17 protein-coding genes are annotated in these 18982 nt (G+C 37.7%); 6 read left to right on the plus strand and 11 right to left on the minus strand.

Annotated features, from left to right (window positions below; all coding sequences use genetic code 11):
- Positions 1–241: 241 nt before the first annotated feature.
- The 5 genes from EU510_RS07170 to EU510_RS07190 form a co-directional block, all read right to left on the minus strand.
- The gene (locus tag EU510_RS07170) at positions 242–1498 is read right to left on the minus strand and encodes a sugar MFS transporter (protein WP_149592897.1); all 1257 of its coding nucleotides are present in this window, start codon (positions 1496–1498) and stop codon (positions 242–244) included.
- Between the two features lie 85 nt (positions 1499–1583).
- Entirely contained in the window at positions 1584–2477 is an 894-nt protein-coding gene (locus EU510_RS07175; protein WP_149592898.1) for a substrate-binding periplasmic protein, read from the minus strand.
- A 77-nt stretch (positions 2478–2554) separates the two neighbouring features.
- Positions 2555–3067, minus strand: coding sequence for an RNA methyltransferase (locus EU510_RS07180; RefSeq protein ID WP_149592899.1), 513 nt, complete (start codon positions 3065–3067; stop codon positions 2555–2557).
- The gene (locus EU510_RS07185; protein ID WP_149592900.1) at positions 3067–3579 is read right to left on the minus strand and encodes a YcgN family cysteine cluster protein; all 513 of its coding nucleotides are present in this window, start codon (positions 3577–3579) and stop codon (positions 3067–3069) included. The genes EU510_RS07180 and EU510_RS07185 overlap by 1 nt, the downstream gene beginning before the upstream one ends.
- A 97-nt stretch (positions 3580–3676) precedes the next feature.
- Positions 3677–5518 (minus strand): DUF885 domain-containing protein, encoded by a 1842-nt coding sequence (locus EU510_RS07190; RefSeq protein ID WP_149592901.1) that lies wholly within the window; start codon positions 5516–5518, stop codon positions 3677–3679.
- 154 nt (positions 5519–5672) lie between these two features.
- On the opposite strand from EU510_RS07190, the gene EU510_RS07195 reads away from it, so the two are divergent.
- Together EU510_RS07195 and EU510_RS07200 are read left to right on the plus strand one after the other, a co-directional pair.
- The gene (locus tag EU510_RS07195; RefSeq protein ID WP_149592902.1) at positions 5673–6950 is read left to right on the plus strand and encodes a metal-dependent hydrolase family protein; all 1278 of its coding nucleotides are present in this window, start codon (positions 5673–5675) and stop codon (positions 6948–6950) included.
- A gap of 217 nt (positions 6951–7167) precedes the next feature.
- A complete protein-coding gene (locus EU510_RS07200; RefSeq protein WP_149592903.1) occupies positions 7168–9588 on the plus strand; it encodes a TonB-dependent receptor in 2421 nt (806 codons plus the stop codon).
- Between the two features lie 128 nt (positions 9589–9716).
- Here EU510_RS07200 and adhP read toward each other — a convergent pair whose 3' ends face one another.
- On the minus strand, positions 9717–10727 hold the full coding sequence (adhP, locus tag EU510_RS07205; protein WP_149592904.1) for an alcohol dehydrogenase AdhP: 1011 nt from the start codon (positions 10725–10727) through the stop codon (positions 9717–9719).
- A gap of 205 nt (positions 10728–10932) precedes the next feature.
- Between adhP and EU510_RS07210 the strand changes: the two genes are divergently transcribed.
- The gene (locus tag EU510_RS07210; protein WP_024596846.1) at positions 10933–11478 is read left to right on the plus strand and encodes a GbsR/MarR family transcriptional regulator; all 546 of its coding nucleotides are present in this window, start codon (positions 10933–10935) and stop codon (positions 11476–11478) included.
- A gap of 40 nt (positions 11479–11518) precedes the next feature.
- Here the strand turns inward: EU510_RS07210 and EU510_RS07215 are convergent, their stop codons facing one another.
- The gene (locus EU510_RS07215; RefSeq protein WP_149592905.1) at positions 11519–12535 is read right to left on the minus strand and encodes a lytic transglycosylase domain-containing protein; all 1017 of its coding nucleotides are present in this window, start codon (positions 12533–12535) and stop codon (positions 11519–11521) included.
- The gene (locus EU510_RS07220; protein ID WP_149592906.1) at positions 12528–12815 is read right to left on the minus strand and encodes a YcgL domain-containing protein; all 288 of its coding nucleotides are present in this window, start codon (positions 12813–12815) and stop codon (positions 12528–12530) included. Before EU510_RS07220 ends, EU510_RS07215 begins: the two co-directional genes overlap by 8 nt.
- A gap of 155 nt (positions 12816–12970) precedes the next feature.
- Here EU510_RS07220 and minC point away from each other — a divergent pair, with 155 nt between their 5' ends.
- From minC to minE, 3 genes are read left to right on the plus strand one after another with little or no spacing between them, the layout of a single operon-like run.
- On the plus strand, positions 12971–13675 hold the full coding sequence (minC, locus tag EU510_RS07225) for a septum site-determining protein MinC (RefSeq protein WP_149592907.1): 705 nt from the start codon (positions 12971–12973) through the stop codon (positions 13673–13675).
- Positions 13676–13680: 5 nt separating this feature from the next.
- A complete protein-coding gene (gene minD / locus EU510_RS07230; protein ID WP_004334708.1) occupies positions 13681–14490 on the plus strand; it encodes a septum site-determining protein MinD in 810 nt (269 codons plus the stop codon).
- A gap of 1 nt (position 14491) precedes the next feature.
- Complete coding sequence (gene minE, locus EU510_RS07235; protein ID WP_004334706.1) at positions 14492–14755, plus strand: cell division topological specificity factor MinE; 264 nt, start codon at positions 14492–14494, stop codon at positions 14753–14755.
- 161 nt (positions 14756–14916) lie between these two features.
- Here minE and rnd read toward each other — a convergent pair whose 3' ends face one another.
- The 3 genes from rnd to EU510_RS07250 all read right to left on the minus strand — a co-directional run bounded on the left by rnd (position 14917) and on the right by EU510_RS07250 (position 18718).
- Positions 14917–16047 carry a ribonuclease D gene (rnd, locus tag EU510_RS07240; protein WP_149592908.1) on the minus strand — a complete coding sequence of 377 codons (1131 nt, stop codon included), beginning with the start codon at positions 16045–16047 and terminating at the stop codon, positions 14917–14919.
- 51 nt (positions 16048–16098) lie between these two features.
- On the minus strand, positions 16099–17751 hold the full coding sequence (fadD, locus tag EU510_RS07245; protein WP_149592909.1) for a long-chain-fatty-acid--CoA ligase FadD: 1653 nt from the start codon (positions 17749–17751) through the stop codon (positions 16099–16101).
- A 115-nt stretch (positions 17752–17866) separates the two neighbouring features.
- A complete protein-coding gene (locus tag EU510_RS07250; protein ID WP_149592910.1) occupies positions 17867–18718 on the minus strand; it encodes an alpha/beta hydrolase in 852 nt (283 codons plus the stop codon).
- Between the last annotated feature and the right edge of the window lie 264 nt (positions 18719–18982).

Below are 18982 nucleotides of genomic sequence, written 5' to 3' on the forward strand. Positions count from 1 at the left end.
TATTTTTCTTTGTTATCCATATAGTTTTAGCAAAAATTTAGCTAAATGTCCCAATAAATAAGGCTTGCGACTAGGTTATTAGATAAAAATAAGGATAAAGGATTAAAAAATAAGAGGCTGTAAGGGGTAACCGACTAATATTGAAATAAATTGTGACGAGGTACACCATTTGTGGAACGTTCCTATTAAATGTAGCTTTATAAGTGACTGAATACGTATTCAGTCACTTATATATAGTCTATTATTGCCACTTATTTGCTAAACGAACAACATTTAAACCGTACCATGCAATGAATGCATAACATAACATTGGAACAAAAAAGCTTTGCTGTATATTTACTGTATCAGCTATAAACCCTTGCAGTAATGGTACAAGCGCACCGCCAACAATTGCTAAACATAACCAGCCAGAACCTTTGCTCGTCAATGATCCTAATCGCTCGATTGCAACTGAAAATATAGTCGGGAACATAATTGAGTTAAATAAACCAATTGCCAATACTGAGTATAAAGCGACGTCACCTTGAGTAAAAATAGTGATCAATAATAGCGCAATAATACTAAATGCATTAAACGCTATAGCTTTAGAAGGTGCTATCTTTTGTAATAATACAGAGCCAATAAAACGCCCTACCATTGCCCCGCCCCAGTAGTAACTAATAAGTGCAGCCGCAGTATGCTCTTCAAGCCCAGCTATGTGCGCCTCACCAAAGTAGTTAACTAAAAAGCTGCCAATGGCAACCTCTCCACCTACATAACAAAATATAGCAATTACACCCATAGTTAAGTGCGGTGCTTGCGTTAACGAACGAGATTCAATTGCTGTATTATTTTCCTCTTTGTGGGCTTCAATTTCTGGAAGCTTTATAAAGGCAAATATAATAGCGATAAGCAATAAGGCGCCAGCAAGCATTAAATAAGGTACTTTTACCGATTCAGCAGTTGCTGCAGATGCGGCTAAACTACCTGCTGTACCAAAAAATAATAAACCACCAACATAAGGCCCAACGGTAGTACCAAGCGCATTAAGTGCTTGTGCCAAATTTAAACGAGAAGAAGCTGTTTTTTCGCTGCCAAGAGCTGCAACATAAGGATTGGCAGAAACCTGAAGTACTGTTACACCTGAGGCAAGTACAAATAAAGCACCTAAAAATAGCCAATATTGATGTACTACAACAGCAGGGTAAAACAGCATACAACCCATTGAAGCCACAATTAAACCAGTCAAAATCCCTTTTTTGTAACCAAATTGCTTAACTAAAAGACCCGCAGGAATAGAAACAATAAAGTAAGCTCCAAAAAAGCAAAACTGTACTAGCATCGCTTCAAAAAAGCTCAAGTCAAATACGCCTTTTAAGCGCGGTATTAGTACATCGTTTAAAACAGTAATAAAACCCCATAAAAAAAATAGGGTCGTCATTGCAGTCAGTGGAAACAGATAATTTTTATTTGGCTGTTCGTTGACCGCGAATGATTGATTTGTATTTATTTCACTCACGTCGTTTTCACTCCATTAACAAGTTGAAAACGATTTTACATGTTTAAATATAAATTAGTCAGCGCAACAAAGGAACGTTCCAACTTTATGGTTTGCATTGAGTGTTTGTTGTATTGATAATACGGTCCATCTCGCCACTGTTATGAAACTGATAAAGCCCTTCATTTATGTCCTCTAAAACTAAAAGCCATTTAGGTGTAAGCTTACTAATGGCAAAATATAAAGGGTTGTATTGCAGAGGAATGCTTTCTTGCTCAATAGAAGAAAGCAAAGATTGTTTTTCAGATTTAGTTAAAGAGGAGTACATTATAGAGAATTTAAGAACTTGAGGGTCGCCTATAATCAAATCAACACGTTTAGCAACCAGAAGCTGAACAAGCTGTAAATCATCAACAGAGGAGATAACTTTAAACTCACCATTGTCCATCATAGCATCAAATTCTGGCGTATTTTGATACCCTCGAACAACACCAATCTTTTGCCCTTTAAGTGATTTTAAGTTTCCTGTGAAATGGTCTGTATCGCCTTTCCTTTTTAAAAAGGCAATTTTTCCACCTTTAAATGAATTAGATAAACCGAGTAATTCTCGACGTGTTTTACCATTAACGTAATCGGAGGGGGCTGTATCTTCTATAAAGTATTCAGGCATTAGTATATCAGCTTTGCCTAGTTCTACATTTCGTACTGCTCTTGCCCAAGGCAAAAATTCAATATATACGCTGTAGCCCTTACTATTTAATAATGCAATTGAAAACTGATAAACCCAGCCTTTATTACATAAATTATTACCAATATAAGGAGGCCAATCAAGTGTAGCTAGATGAAGTGTTTGTTTGGAGTTTTTAGCTTCATAGAGCACTCCGGATTTATGGGAATGCCCATTTAAGGTGTGTTGAATACCATTTTGAAAATACTCAACCGATGTTTCAGCAAAACTATTATTCGTTGTTAGCAATAATATAAAATAAAACCAGCGCATTTTAGAATCTATTTGTGATTAATATTGTTTTAAGTTTAGCTACAACTAAGACTTTTGCACAAATAAACCTTAACTAATCAGCTTTTTTGCCACCTCATTTTATTGTTTGTATCACGAGAGCTAATAATAGTATCGTCACTACTCTCTACACCGCCTAATTTAGCCAGGCGGTCATACAATACTACATTACAGGTTGCCGCTAGATTCATACAGCCGATAGTTGGAATATAAACAACCTCATCGCACCACTTTAAAACATCTTTTGATACAGTGCCATCTTCGGGGCCAAATACATAAAATGCATTTTCAGGGTGTTTAAACTCAGGTAAAGGTGTTGCACCTTCAATAAGCTCAATAACCACAACCGTAGCACCTTGTGGCTTTATTGATTCTAAACTATTGGTTTCAGTTAAAGGAATACGTTCCACTACATTTTTTGTGTCTGTATGGAATTTTTTAGCATTTAAGTAACGATTACCTGTAAAGAAAACTTGTTTGGCATCGTAACAACCAGCTGCTCGCAATACACCGCCAACATTAGTCGGGCTTTTAGGATTGATTAAACCAATTACCGCTTGTTGTGTACTCATTAATCTACGTCCTTTGTTGGCCACTCTGCAATGTACAAATCAAAGTCGTCGAGTTTTACATCACAGTCTTTTACTGTTTTGTCTTTTACAGAAATACCTAGCTCATGCATCTTTGTTTTATCGCCACTATTTAATAATGGGTGCCAAGAAGCCAAACCACGGCCTTCGTGTAAACGACGGTAACTGCAGCTTTGTGGCATAAAAAAGATGTCTTTAAGGTTTTCTTTTGTAAGTTTTACACAAGAAGGAACAAGCGTTTGGCGGTTTTCGTATTCGCTACAACCACAAGTGTTGTTATCGAGATACTGACATACAATATTAGTGAATATTAACTGCTCACCTTCGCGTAACTGATCGGTGGCGGTAAATTCGTCTTCATCTTCGCTATCAATAAACGTGTTTAAACAACATTTTCCGCATCCATCACAAATGGCTTCCCATTCGTTTTGACTCATGTCGCTTAAGCTTTTTTTAAGCCAAAATTGTGTATTTGCTAATTGTTGATCAAACATAGTTTACTCGTGCCCCCTAAAGAGCGCGCATTCTACCGTATTGCTGTAAATGGCGCAAAGCCAATACCCTTTCAAAGTACTGGCTTTGTGCTATAAATTAGCTTTGAGATTTAACCCAACGCTTAATTTTTTCCTCTAGTATTGGCATTGGTAATGCACCATCAATCAATATTTGCGTGTGAAACGCTTTAATATCAAATTTATCACCCAGTTGTTTTTTAGAAAAATCACGTAACTCTTGAATTTTAAATTGCCCTAACTTGTAAGAAAGCGCTTGTCCTGGCCATGCAATATATCGCTCAACCTCTGCAATTACATCGCTCTTTGCCATAGACGAGTTAGCAAGCATGTAATCTATACCTTGTTGACGCGTCCATCCTTTTGCATGAAAACCAGTATCAAGCACTAAACGCATTGCACGTAATTGCTCATCCGATAAGCGTCCGTACCACATATAAGGGTCGGTAAATAATCCGAGCTCTTTGCCTAAGCTTTCTGCGTAAAGCGCCCAACCTTCGGCAAACACCGTATAACCACCAAATTTACGAAAATCAGGTAACCCCTCTATTTCTTGCTGAAGTGCTATTTGAAAGTGATGGCCCGGGGCTGCTTCGTGAATTGATAAAGTTTCGAGTAAAAATTTAGGCTGCGCTTTTAAGTTATAAGCATTGATATAAAAAATACCTGGGCGAGAGCCATCAGGTGCCGGTGATGCATAAGATGCACCGGCTGCCGACTGCGCTCTGTATGCTTCAACCGCTTTTACAACGTAAGGGGCTTTGGGTGCGATGTTAAAAAGCAGAGGCAAACGCGCGTCTATTTTTTTCTTAACGTTTTCATATGCTGCAATTAACTCCTCAGGCGTGTCGTAGTAAAATTCATCTGAATCACGTAAATGGTCAAAAAATTCAGATAGCTCGCCTTTAAAGCCTACGGTTTCTTTTACTTTTTTCATTTCGCTTAAAATGCGCGACACTTCACTTAAACCAATGTCATGAATTTCGTCTGCAGATAAGCTAAGCGTTGTGTTTTTCTTAATTTGGTATTCGTACCATGCTTTACCGTTTGGTAAGTCACTATAACCTACGCTTTCTCGGCTATTAGGAATATACTGATTAGCTAAAAAGTCACTCATGCTTTTATAAGCAGGTACTAAATGCTGCATGATCAATTGACGATACTGCGCTGTAATTTTTTGCTTTTGTTGTTCGCTAAACGAGTCTGGTAATTTTTTAATTGGTCCCCAAAATAGTGAATCTTCGGCATTTTTAACTACATGAGCTGCAAATTGTGGCTGCAGTTTTTCAGCAAGTGGTTTTGGTAACGTAATACCTAATTTAATGCCTTGTGCCATTGAGCGCTCTACACTAGCAAGCCACTTTACAAAACCTTCGCTACGCGAGATAAAAGCCGTGTAATCTTCAGCGGTATTAAACGGCTGAGCACTTTGACCTGAACCAAAACCTGCAAAGGTGTTATGTGCACCTGCCATTTGATTAATTGGTAGTAAATAATCAGGAAACTGCATGCCTTCTAATTTAAGTGCAAGGTCACGCTCTAATATTTCAAAACTTAAAAGCGATTGCCCTGTTAACTGTGCTTCATCTATAAAGTTTAATCGCTGTTGATATTTTTTATAAAAAGCTGCTTTTTTTGCTCTATTTTCTTTTGAAATCGCAGGCGTAAATTGATCGTTAAACTCATTACGACCATTGTATGTTGCGCTGATGGGGTTATATGTGAGCGATTCATCGTAATACTGTGCAACAAGTACATCGAGTTGTTGTTCTGCCGAGAGCTCTGAAACAATACCTGCCGATGCGTTAACTGTGTTTAACTGTGTACTGGGATTAGTGTGTGTACTAAGCTCAGTATTCATACAGCCACTTAAAGCAAACATAACGCCACTGGCAACTAATGCTAATTTAATTGATTTCATAATAATCCTTTTTAATATCGTTTTTTAATTATGCGCATTAAAGCGTGCTTAATAAAGAAATTACGATAGATTGCATTCATCGTATTAAATTTGCACTTTTATCTTAACTTGTTACATTTCTATTAATTCAAATATGATTTAAAAGAAAAATAAAATGAAAAAACAACTACTCAGCACCTCTATTGCCTTACTTTGCTTAACCACTTTTAATACCCATGCTGTCATATACCTATCGGCTAAAGCCATGGTTGATGTTGAAGATGGCAAACTCATTAAATCTCCATTAATTACTATTGATGATGGCGTGATCACTAATATTGAAAAAAATAAAAAACCCACGCTGACTAAAGATGATAAACATATTCAACTACCTGATTTAACCCTTATGCCAGGTTTAATGGATATGCATGTGCATTTAACGAGCGATCCTACGGTGCCGCGCAGTGAACGCTTGGGTCAATCTGTACCTAGAATGGCAATTAAAGCGGCTCATTTTGCTAAAAAAACCTTAGAAGCCGGATTTACAACAGTACGTAATGTTGGCGCAGAAGGTTACAGCGTTATAGCGGTGCGTGACGGCATAAATGCGGGTGACATAGTTGGCCCTCGTATTTGGGCTGCAGGCCCATCACTCGGCATTACTGGCGGGCACTGTGATAACAACCGATTACCTCCTGAGCTTAAATATACTTCAAGTGGCGTCGCAGACGGTCCATGGGCTGCGCGTATAAAAGTACGCGAAAACATTAAATACGGGGCAAACGCTATTAAGTTTTGCGCCACAGGCGGAGTATTTTCAAAAGGGACTAAAGTAGGTGCACAGCAGTATTCTTTTGAAGAAATGAAAGCCATTGTTGAAGAAGCCCATATGCGAGATTTACCAGTAGCTGCCCATGCGCACGGTACAAGCGGGATTAAAACAGCCATTAAAGCAGGTGTTGATAGCGTAGAGCATGCCAGCTTTTTAGATGACGAAGCGATAGCACTTGCCAAAGTGCATGGTACGTGGCTTTCTATGGATATTTATAATACCGAATATACGCTAACTTATGGTGAGCAAAACGGTGTAGACGAAGAAAACTTAAATAAAGAGCGCCAAGTGTCTAAAAGGCAACGTGATAGCTTTAACCGTGCTGTAAAAGCAGGCGTTAAAATGGTGTTCGGTACCGATGCTGCAATTTACCCGCATGGCGACAATGCAAAACAGTTTAGCCGCATGGTTAAATTTGGCATGACAGAACTACAAGCCATTCAAGCATCCACTATTAATAGCGCTAAGTTATTAAAAATGGATACTCAGTTAGGACAAATTAAAGCAGGATTTGCAGCTGATATAATTGCGGTAAAAGCAAACCCTCTTAAAAGTATTAAAACCTTAGAGGCAGTACCTTTTGTGATGAAAGCAGGTGTTGTTTATAAAAACCAATTGTAAATACACGCTATTAAGGCTGAGCTTACTTAGCCTTAATAAACCCTCACCCATCTCAAGCAGCCTATAAAAGGTACAACGTACCTTTTATAGGCTTAACTTTGTTTATTAATTATCCGAACAGTTTGATTTAATCAAATAAAATGAACTTTCTATTCACTTTAAAAACAATAACCATTATCATTCGCGCAAATTCAATAACGCGAATAGTTATCACTCTATGAAAACGTTTAAGTACTCTCTTATTACTCTTGCTTGTTTAAATGCAAATATGGCATTTGCCCAAAATACACAAGTTGATGCTGATATTGAACGCATCAGCGTATACGAAAAACAAAACCGCGTGGTGATGAGCTCAGGTCTTGCTACTAAATCAGACATGTCTTTAATGGAAACACCTGCACCGGTTGTAATTATTGACCGAGAACTGATTGAATCTCAAGGTGTAGATAGCCTACAAGATTTAGTTAGAAACGTAAGTGGTTTAACACAAGCAGGTAATAACTACGGTATTGGTGATAACTTAGTAATTCGTGGTTTAGATGCAAACTACACCTATGATGGTATGTACGGTGGTGCAGGCTTGGGTAATACATTTAACCCAACTCGTTCACTTACAAATGTTGAATCTGTTGAGGTTTTAAAAGGCCCTGCAACAGGTTTATATGGCATTGGTAGTGCAGGCGGCGTAATTAACTTAATTGAAAAAAAACCAGAGTTTGAAGAAAAACACAAAGTAGCGGCTGAGCTTGGCCAGTGGGATAGCTATTCATTATCGTTTGATAGCACCAACGCTATAACTGATGACTTGGCCTATCGTGTAATGGCTAAAACAGCGTCAAGTGACGGCTTTCGTGATTTAAAAGAAGATCGCGACGAAATTTATACCTCACTTAAATACGTGCTTAATGACAGACAAAACATCATGCTTTCTGCAGCGTATATAAAAGATGAAATAGCGGTTGATTCTATTGGTCACCCTATTCGTATTTACAACGCAGAAACTGCAAACGGTTTAAGCGCAGGTGAAGTTACCGGTGCCGATTTAGTAAACGATCCAACAGGAAGCGGCGTACAGTTAAGTGATGCACAACGCGACCAACTTGCTAATTCGCTATCTGCATCTGATGGCTTAACACCTTATAGCTTTGGCACAAATGGTATTATTTCACCAATGGCTGATGCCAACAAAGGTGAAGAGCTGCGTTTTAAATTAACGCATAACTACTACATTACTGACGATTTGTTTTTAAACCAGCAGCTACAGTACCGCAACTACACATCTAGTTTTGCACGCCAAACAGGTGCATATAACTACGTCTATTCAACGCGCAGTGGCATTATTAATAATGACCCTCGTGCACCTTTAGTTGAAGACGGCGTACTTTACCCGTTTGCAGCACGCCGCCAAGAATACCGCCAAGTAGAAGCCGATGAAAAATCGTGGCAGTACTTTTTAGATTTACGTTATGACTTTATGTTAGGCGACGTAGATAACGAATTGCTTGTTAACGCCAACTATGAAGATAGAGATATTCGTTTTAAACAATTCTCAATATGGGATCAAGATTACGTACTCACAAACAATGATGGTGATGTAACGTACCAAGGTTCTTTACCGTATATTTACGATATAAGAGAACCAAATTGGCCATCTGGCAGCTTTGATGACTTCGATCCACTTAAAACCAGCGACTACAATAAAAAAGTACAAGCATGGGGCTTAGGTATTCAACATGTAGGCTACATAACTGAAGAACTTACAACGCGTATTGGTGTAGCATATAACCGAATTGAGCAAACTTATGAGCACTTTGGTGTTGATGAGCGTTACAGTTCTAGCCGTGCAGAGCCAACTCCTGAAGCGAGTACATCAGATTCAGGCTTAACATACAACCTTGGTGCAACGTATCAGCCATCTGAAGATTTATCTGTATTTGTAAATCATTCAAAAGGTCGTACCGCTTATAGTGTGTTAGGTTCAGTGGCAGGTAATGAAGCTGACCGAGAAGATTCAGAGTCTATAAGTAACGACCTAGGCTTTAGATTTAAAGCGTTTGATGACCAACTACTAGCATCTGTTGTTGTATTTGAAAGCTCTCGTACTAATTTAGAATACGCAAACCCGCTTTATGACGCTTTAACATCAGGCTCAAATGTACCTGAGAGCTATTATGATGGTAAAGAGCAAACAAAAGGTGTTGAACTTGATTTAAACGCTTACTTAAATGATAAATGGAAGATAAACATAAACGGTATTTATCAAGATGCACGAGACAAAAGTAATCCTAATAGCAGCAGTTATGATACACGCCAAAAAGGTGTGCCTTACGTAACAGCAAGTACGTGGGTAACCTACTACGCAGATATGTTTAACTTACCTGAAGCTGTAAATATAAGTGGTGGTATTACATTTGTAGATAACAGAAGTACTAATTCAAGTTCGTTCTCGATTCCTGATGGTTATGTACCAAGTTACACTACTTACGATACAGCTCTATCGTATACAACTGATAAATGGCATATGCAGTTAAACTTAAATAACTTGTTTAACAAAAAATATTACTCAAAAGCAATGTTTTTAGGTGGTATGCCAGGGGAAGAGCGTAATGCTAAATTAAGTTTTAGTTACACACTTTAACTCGCTAACCTGAACTCTGGATAATAAATCTATCTCAAGCAGAGCTCAGGTTAGTTAAATACTTAAAAAGCACGGTATTCTAATTTAGAAGCCGTGCTTTTTTATGTTTGATCTACACTTAATCTAAATCAAATAGTAACCACTATGCGACCGTTAATTTCACCTTTGAGCATATCATCAAAAATTTCGTTAATGTCCTCTAAGCGTTTTTCTTCAATAATCGCTTTTACTTTACCTTGCGCAGCAAATTCCAAGCATTCTTGCAAATCTTTACGCGTACCAACAATAGAGCCCACTACTGACACGCCATTGAGCACTGTATCAAAAATAGGTAGCGGCATATCCTCTGGGGGTAATCCGACTAATACACATTTACCGCCACGGCGTACACTTTTATAAGCTTGTTCAAACCCCGCTTTAGATACCGCAGTACACACAACGCCATGCGCGCCACCTACTTGTTCAAAAATAGCTTCACTAGGAACAACTTCTTTAAAATCAAGAGTAATATCTGCGCCTAACTCTTTAGCAAGCGCGAGTTTTTCTTTGCCAGTATCTACAGCTATTACATTAAAACCCATTGCTTTAGCGTATTGCACGGCCAAGTGACCTAATCCGCCCACACCAACAATAGCAACCCACTGGCCTGGTTTAGCGCCAGATACTTTTAATGCTTTATAGGTTGTAACACCTGCACAAAATAATGGAGCAGCCTCAGAAAAACCGAGACCTTCTGGTATTTTTACAACATAGTCGCCATGTGCTAAACAATATTCTGCATAACTACCATCAATAGAATAGCCGGTATTGTGCTGCGATAAACAGAGTGTTTCTTTACCATCTAAACAAAACTCACAGTGCCCACATGCACTATAGAGCCAAGGAACACCCACTTTATCGCCAACTTCTAAGTGCTTAATGTTACTTCCAACTTTATCAATAACACCGACTCCTTCATGCCCTGGAACTAATGGCATTTTTGGCTTTACCGGCCAATCACCATGACAGGCATGTAAATCGGTGTGACAAACGCCACAAGCGGCTATTTTTACTAAAACGTCGTTTATTCCAACCTCAGGAATTGGTAAGTCTGTTATTTGTAATTTACCTTTGTATTCATTATTAATTGCAGCTTTCATAGTCATTCCATCGTATGTGAAAAAATTAAAAATAAGGATTTATTTACGTATTGTTGTGTACAACATACCCCAATATAGATGTATAAATATTAATCTAAATCATACTTTAGTCGTTAAAATATAATTTATAAAATGGCTAAGAACTTGCTATCCAAAATGAGCGTGCTAGCATTTACTTTCTGAAATTACTGAAAGTTACTAAGCTATGAGTTTATCCGAAAAGAATTTTGCCTTTGTAATGCATTGTGGTGAGATGGGCAGCCGCTGGGGATTCAATCGTACGATTGGGCAAATGTGTGGTTTGCTGATTATTACTAAAAATCCAATGACAGCTAATGAGATTGCAGATGCGCTTAGTATTTCTCGCGGTAATGTAAGTATGGGTATTAAAGAGCTGCAATCGTGGCAGTTAATTAAAGTACAGCATATTCCTGGCGATCGTAAAGAGTACTATGCCCCTGCTGGCGATATTTGGGATATGGCGAATCGCGTATTTGAAGAACGTAAAAAACGCGAAATTGAGCCCACCTTAACATTGCTACGCGATAACTTATTAGACGAAGCCAGTAACGACGATGAGCTTTATGCACAAAAACAAATGGGGGAGATTCACAACCTACTTGAAACCGTCACTAAATGGTCATCAGAGCTGCAACGTTTAACGCCAGAGCAGCTTAATAAGCTGATGAAACTAGGTTCTGGAATTGGTAAAGTTATTGACCTAAAAGAAAAAATATTCAAAAAAGAATAAAGCCGCAATTGCGGCTTTATTTATAGATATATTTTAAAAATTAGATTTTTGGATAACCAATTCTATCCGACAAATAACCGACACTAGTAGCAAAGTAATACGAGCGGTTCCAATGCATAAACACTTTGTAGTTATCATACGCTAAGTACATACGGCCATTTATATCATCAGGCATAACCAGCGCAGCACGTACGTCCACATTAGGTAAATCAGAACCATCAGCTTTACGAACACCCAGTGCTTGCCAATCCGCTAATGAACGCTCTGAGTCGTTCCAATATTCTAACCACTGCTTGCGTGTTTTTGTACCACGCACTAAAACATATTTACTGTCAAAGTTTTCAGGTAGCTGAACTTGGCGACCCCACGTAAGAGAGTCATTCCAACCTTCTTGCTTTAGATAATTAGCAATTGAAGCAAAAGCATCTTCTTTTGTAGTCCAAATATCTTTACGACCATCGTTATTGTAATCAACCGCGTAAGCATTAAAAGAGGTAGGCATAAATTGCGTTTGCCCCATAGCACCTGCCCAAGACCCTTTAAATTTATCAAGCGTTATGTGGCCCGACTTTAAAATATCCAGTGCAGCCCAAAGTTGGCGCTTATAAAGAGCTTCTCGGCGGCCATCAAAAGCAAGTGTCACTAATGATGAAATAACGTTATGGCCACCTTGAATGGTACCAAAGTTACTTTCAAGTCCCCAAAGCGCGACTATAAAGCGTGCTTGTACGCCAAAATCTTTCGCTACTTTTTCAAGTACCTCTTTGTTTTCTGCGTAAAGCTTACGTGCACGGTCAATTTTCCATTGTGGTACACGTTTTGGTAAATACGTTTCAAGGGTTTCTTTTACTTCTGGCTGGTTTTTGTCAGCCGAAACCACTTTTTCTTTGTACGTTGCTGTTGCAAACGCATCGTCAATAAGTTTGGCTTCGTAACCTTTTGCAATGGCTTCTTGCTTTAAATTCGCTAAATAATCTTGAAATTCAGCCTGAGTTTTTGCCATAACAGGTGAGCTTAAACATACACCACATAATATAACGATAAGTTTTTTAATCACTATCAACTCCATTGTCTTTTCGTAATTGGCTTAGCAAATTTTGCTCAGGTGGTGGAATTTGTAAGTAGTAGCCTTTATCAGGGTTTGATAACGCAGATTTTACAGTTTCTAAATCTGCCCCACCTAAATGCTCACGTTTTGCTAAGTTGATGATCATCACATAAATAGGTTGACCAAACATAGTCATCAAAGGTTCCGGAACTTTACTAAAATCATCTCTTTTTTCGACAAATAAGAACGTATCCGCTTTTTTCTTACTTTTATATACTGCAGTGAGCATTATGGCCCTATAAATTCTTGCTTAACAATGCCGCACACTATAACATGAGAGTAATAATAAGTTAGAAAAATTAGATTAGAAATTTCAATAAAGGCCTTATTCAGCCTATGTTTATCTAATATTGATTTTTAATCAGACAATTCAATTGAGCGTGTATGTCGGACCAAATTTTTGAGTTAAAAGGGAATCTTTTTACGTTATCAGTTTTACATCTTTATAGTACTGATATAGCCCTTCTAGCAGAACAACTGTATGTAAAAATAGCCCAAGCACCTAGATTTTTTGAAGGTGCTCCTATTGTTGTTAATTTACTTGAAGTTAAAAACAGTTCACTCGATTTTGTACACTTAAAATCGTTGATTGAGCGCATGAGCTTTAATGCGGTGGGTGTGTGTAATGGCTCTGATGAGCAACATGCCCAAGCTAAAGCGGCTGGCTTATCTGTTTTAAATTATTCACAAGACGTTAAGAGCGAACCTGTTAAACAAGAGGCTAATACGTCTATTGTAGAAAAAACGGTTCATTTACCAGCGCAAATTATCAGCGGTACAGTTCGCTCTGGACAACAAGTTTATGCAAAAGATAGAGATTTGATAGTACTTGGCGCAGTTAGTCATGGCGCTGAAGTTATTGCCGATGGCAATGTGCATATTTATGGCACGCTACGCGGTCGCGCTATTGCAGGCGCAAAAGGTTTTAAAGAAGCACACATTTTTTGCCAAAAACTTGAAGCCGAGTTGGTTTCAATAGATGGTAACTACTGGATCAGTGACTCCCTTCAAGGCGAACATTGGGGAAATGCAGTGCAAATACAACAAAAAGACGAATCATTAGAAATTTCAGCTTTGGTTAAAGGATAAATCTCATGGCAAAAGTAATTGTCGTTACCTCAGGTAAAGGCGGTGTTGGTAAAACAACATCAAGTGCTGCAATTGGCACAGGCTTAGCGTTAAAAGGCTATAAAACAGTTATTATCGACTTTGATATTGGTTTACGTAACTTAGATTTAATTATGGGTTGTGAACGCCGTGTTGTTTATGACTTTGTAAATGTAATTAATGGTGAGGCAAACCTTAACCAAGCGCTTATTAAAGATAAGCGTGTAGACAAATTATTTTTACTACCCGCTTCACAAACACGTGATAAAGATGCTTTAACACGTGAAGGTGTTGAACGCGTACTAAATGAACTAAAAGAAGACTTTGATTACATAGTATGTGATTCACCAGCAGGTATTGAAGCTGGCGCTATGATGGCAATGTACTTTGCTGATGAAGCAATTGTGACAACAAACCCAGAAGTATCGTCAGTTCGAGATTCAGATCGTATTTTAGGTATTTTACACAGCAAATCAAAACGTGCTGAAGAAGGCCTAGAAAACATTAAAGAACACTTACTATTAACACGCTATAACCCTGGTCGTGTTGAAAAAGGTGAAATGCTATCGGTAGAAGATGTGCAAGATATTCTGTCAATCCCATTATTAGGGGTTATTCCTGAATCGCAAGCGGTATTAAGTGCTTCAAACTCAGGCCAACCTGTTATATTGGATACAGAATCTGATGCAGGCCAAGCTTATTCTGATGCAATTAACCGCTTACTAGGTGAAACCGTCGATTTTCGCTTCTTAGACGTTGAGAAAAAAGGCTTATTTAAACGGATTTTTGGAGGTTAACGTGTCTTTACTTGACTACTTCCGCTCAGAAAAGAAAAACAGTGCGTCACTAGCAAAAGAGCGATTGCAGATCATTGTCGCGCACGAGCGTTCTCAACGAGGAACGCCGGATTACTTACCACAATTAAAACAAGATATTTTAGATGTGATCCGTAAATACGTGAACGTAAGTACCGATGCAGTTCAGGTTCAGTTTGATCAAAACGAAGACGACTTAGCCGTACTTGAGCTAAACGTTACACTACCTGATGAAGAAAAGAAGTAATTGAAGAAAGGGCGCTTTATAAGCGCCCTCTTTATTTTTATTTACTTTGTAATAATCACTGTGAATATCTACGCTTTATGCCTGCGCTCAACTAAAATCTTTTAACCATGTAATATGAACCAATAGACCCTTATCACACAGTTAAAGGTATATATTTAGCGTTAAGTATCCCACTCTTTTAAGGCATCTTTAACGAAGCTGTATCGCCAAGAGCTTAGTAAGTCAGGCTTTATATGACTCTTTTTTTGCTCATTAGTTAACTTCCAATTCCAACTAATCAATTGATTAATTTGCTTTTTAGAGGCCATAACGTCTTCTGGTATATTGTGCTCTTTAGCTACTTTAGTGATCTTTTGTTTAATATCTTTGGCTACTTTTTTATAAGTAGGAAAATCAATTAAGCGCTTAAGTACATCAGGGTGCTCAGCATCTGGTACAGCTTTGGCAACTTCAATACACTTTATTATATCTACACCAGAGCGATTAACTTCAATAGCTTCAACTCCTGGAATTTGTCGTAGAGCATTTAAACTTGAAGGACCACGTTTAGCAATTTCAGTCATGTTATGTTCTTTTAACACAAAATTTAGCGCTAAATTTTTCTTAATGGCTTTGTTTCTGCGCCATACAGCAAGTTCTTTTAAAACCGCGAGTTCGTGCGGTTTAAGTTGCCATGCATTTTTAATATCTTTATATAAAAGCTCGTCTGGTGTTTGAAACGCACGCTTTTTAGCTATCAGCTCACTCTCGTTTATTACAATGTCAAAGAACCCTGCGGCATTAATACGTTCTATAATCAGCTCGAAACACGGCAATAAGTAAAAAGTATCTGCAGCAGCATAATCTAATTGTTTTTTAGTTAACGGACGTTGCAGCCAGTTAGTACGTGATTCACTTTTATCTATTTCAATACCTTGCAACTCTTTTACCATAAGGGCAAAGCCCATACAGTTACCTTCCCCAAGTAACTGCAACGCAAATTGTGTATCAAATAATGGGGATGGAACAAAACCTGCGTACTTTTGAAAAACTTCAATATCTTCTGAAGGTGAATGCAGTACTTTTAAAACACTAGGATCTTTTAGTATTTCCCAAAAATCGAATAATGAGAGCTCAGCTAAGGGATCGATAAGCGCTAAATGCTCACCATCAAAAACTTGGATAAGTGCAACTTCTGGATACAAAGTGCGACGACGCATAAACTCAGTATCAATAGCTAAAATAGGCTTGTTTTTTATTTGTTCAACAAAAGTGTTCAGTTGATTTTGGGTTTCGATCAATTGGTATTGCACTTAATCTCCTACAATAAAAAAGCCGACATATGTCGGCTTTTTTATAGGTTGCTAATCTTTCAAGGCTCTTCGGAGTATTTTACCTACGTTAGTTTTAGGTAACTCATCCCTAAACTCTACCAGTTTTGGGACCTTGTAATTAGTTAAATTATCACGACAGTGACTTATTATATCTTTTTCAGTTAAAGAAGGGTCTTTTTTAACAACAAAAACTTTAACTTGTTCGCCACTTACATCGTGAGGAATACCAATAGCAGCAACTTCAAGCACACCTTCGTGCATAGCCACTACTTCTTCAATCTCGTTAGGGAAAACATTAAAGCCAGATACAATGATCATGTCTTTTTTGCGATCTACAATAAAGAAGAAACCTTCATCGTCATAAGTTGCAATATCACCTGTTGCAAACCAGCCATCTTTTAAACATTCAGCGGTTGCATCTGGTCGCTTGTAATAACCCACCATAACTTGCGGGCCTTTCACACACATTTCACCCGGCTCACCTTTAGCGGCTTCTTCACCGTTATCAAGTATTAACTTAATTTCAGTATTAGGCGCAGGCAAACCAATAGAACCATTATATGATTCTAAATCATAAGGGCTAATAGTTACCAATGGAGAACATTCTGTTAGGCCATAGCCTTCCATTAATTTTGAGCCAGTCACTTTTTGCCACTTTTCAGCAACAGGACGTTGCACTGCCATACCGCCACCAAGTGACATTTTTAAATGACTGAAATCAAGTTCAGCAAAGCCCGGTGTGTTTAATAAACCATTAAATAACGTATTAACACCCGTAATAGCTGTAAATTTATGCTGACCTAGCTCTTTAACAAACCCAGGCATATCTCGTGGATTTGTAATTAATATATTTAAACCACCGTACTTCATAAACGTCAGGCAATTAGCTGTTAAAGCAAATATATGATAAAGCGGTAAAGCGGTAACAACAACTTCTGTACCACGATTTAACACTTTGTCTAAACAGCCTGAAACTTGTTCAAGGTTACCAACCATGTTGCCATGGCTCAGCATTGCCCCTTTAGATACACCTGTTGTGCCACCGGTGTACTGTAAAAAAGCAAGATCGGACAAGCTCATTTCAGGACGTGTATATTTAGTTTCGTCTGCAGCTAAAACGTCTGAAAAGTTAATTGTGTTTGGTAAGTTGAACTTTGGCACCATTTTTTTAATGTGCTTCACAACAAAGTTAACTATGTGCTTTTTAAGCCCACCAACCATATCGCCTACTTGCGTTACTACAATGTGTTTAACATCAGTGTGTGCAAGTGACTTTTCTAGTGTGTCAGCAAAGTTTGCTAAAATGAAAATGGCAGTAGTGTCAGAATCCTTTAGCTGATGCTCTAACTCACGCACAGTGTAAAGTGGGTTAACATTTACAACCACACAACCCGCACGTAAAATACCTAAAATAGTGACTGGTGTTTGTAGTAAGTTAGGCATCATTACGGCAACTTTGTCGCCTTTTTTAAGACCTAAATCATTTTGAATGTAGGAAGCAACTTTTTTTGTTGCTGTATCTATTTCGCTATAAGACAGCGTTTTACCCATATTAGTAAATGCAGGTAAATCGGTGTAGTCGGTAAAACTTTTTTCGAACACTTCGAGTAACGAGTTGTAATGCTCAGGATCGATTGTTTCAGGCATACCCTCTGGGTAGCGCTTAAGCCAGATTTTTTCCACTCTTAGCCCCTGTTTATAATTATATTTTTATTAACCTTAATCTAAGTAAGGCGCTTTAACAATTGAGCAAATACTCTAATGGAGGAATAATCCCACATTTTACGTAAACTTACAATTAACATGCACCATTTTGCAGCATAAAGTCTTGAATATGCTTAAAACATAGTTCGTTACTTTGCATATGACAATGGTGCCCACCATCTACATTAATTACCTTTAAGCTATTGTAATAACTAATATACTTTGCCATATTTTGTTTTACAAACGAATAACCTTCGTTACCTAAAATTAATTGGCACGGTGCAATTAAATCTTTTATTGCACCAATACATTGCGCCTCATCAAACCTAAAACCTGAGTGATTTTTAAGCTTTGGATCTGTTGTTAATGTATAACCATCTAAAACCGATTTTATATTTCGCTGCATTAAAAGAGCAATAAGCTCACTATTTAAATCGGTTGTTTGGGCACGTGCTTCATAAATAAGTTCTTTCGATTTATAAACTCTCTGCTTCTTATTTTTTAAGCGCGATCTATTTAATACAGCACTTTTTAGCTGTTCACATACGCCTTCGCTAGGAGTTGTAACACAACCAATCCCTTCAATAAAGGTAACAGACTTTACATAATCACTAAAGCAACTAGCAAAAAGCCCTGCAACCATCGCTCCCATCGAATGACCAACTAAATGAACTTTTTTAACACCAAGCGCATTGATAAGTTGGTACACATCATCAATATAATCAACAAAATAATAATGTGCATCATCACTTCGCCAAGATGATAAACCATGCCCAACAAAATCAATACAGTACCAAGTGTGCTTTGGCTTAGCTTTACTTAACATGGGTATAAAACTGTGGCAGTTATCTAACCAACCATGTAACGCTATTACTATTTCGTCCCCAAAACCTACTTTTAAGCCATGAATATTTAAGTTATTGGTTTCAATATTAAATGGCTTCACAGCAAGTTCCTTTATAAATTTAAAGCATTATTATTTATAGCATACAAGTTGTCAGACCACTAACCGAGAAAATGGTGCCAAATTCGCTATTTAATTATCTTGGCGATCTAAAGAAAGCAAAACATATAAAATAAAATTTAAACAATATCATAAGTTTAATTACATAAAAAATAAACTGACCGATTTAAATATGTTTACTTTGTATGCCTTTTAAACAATTAAAAGGTGATAGCATTATATGTACTTAAGCTATAACAAGTATAA

It is taken from the genome of Pseudoalteromonas sp. FUC4 (assembly GCF_008370255.1).
Taxonomy (GTDB): domain Bacteria; phylum Pseudomonadota; class Gammaproteobacteria; order Enterobacterales; family Alteromonadaceae; genus Pseudoalteromonas.

Excerpts from the sequence above, each read along its gene's own strand:
- EU510_RS07175 (WP_149592898.1), bottom strand. The coding sequence starts at position 2,477 with ATGCGCTGGTTTTATTTTATATTATTGCTAACAACGAATAATAGTTTT.
- EU510_RS07180 (WP_149592899.1), bottom strand. The coding sequence starts at position 3,067 with ATGAGTACACAACAAGCGGTAATTGGTTTAATCAATCCTAAAAGCCCG.
- EU510_RS07185 (WP_149592900.1), bottom strand. The coding sequence starts at position 3,579 with ATGTTTGATCAACAATTAGCAAATACACAATTTTGGCTTAAAAAAAGC.
- EU510_RS07190 (WP_149592901.1), bottom strand. The coding sequence starts at position 5,518 with ATGAAATCAATTAAATTAGCATTAGTTGCCAGTGGCGTTATGTTTGCT.
- EU510_RS07195 (WP_149592902.1), top strand. The coding sequence starts at position 5,673 with ATGAAAAAACAACTACTCAGCACCTCTATTGCCTTACTTTGCTTAACC.
- EU510_RS07200 (WP_149592903.1), top strand. The coding sequence starts at position 7,168 with ATGAAAACGTTTAAGTACTCTCTTATTACTCTTGCTTGTTTAAATGCA.
- adhP (WP_149592904.1), bottom strand. The coding sequence starts at position 10,727 with ATGAAAGCTGCAATTAATAATGAATACAAAGGTAAATTACAAATAACA.
- EU510_RS07210 (WP_024596846.1), top strand. The coding sequence starts at position 10,933 with ATGAGTTTATCCGAAAAGAATTTTGCCTTTGTAATGCATTGTGGTGAG.
- EU510_RS07220 (WP_149592906.1), bottom strand. The coding sequence starts at position 12,815 with ATGCTCACTGCAGTATATAAAAGTAAGAAAAAAGCGGATACGTTCTTA.
- minC (WP_149592907.1), top strand. The coding sequence starts at position 12,971 with ATGTCGGACCAAATTTTTGAGTTAAAAGGGAATCTTTTTACGTTATCA.
- minD (WP_004334708.1), top strand. The coding sequence starts at position 13,681 with ATGGCAAAAGTAATTGTCGTTACCTCAGGTAAAGGCGGTGTTGGTAAA.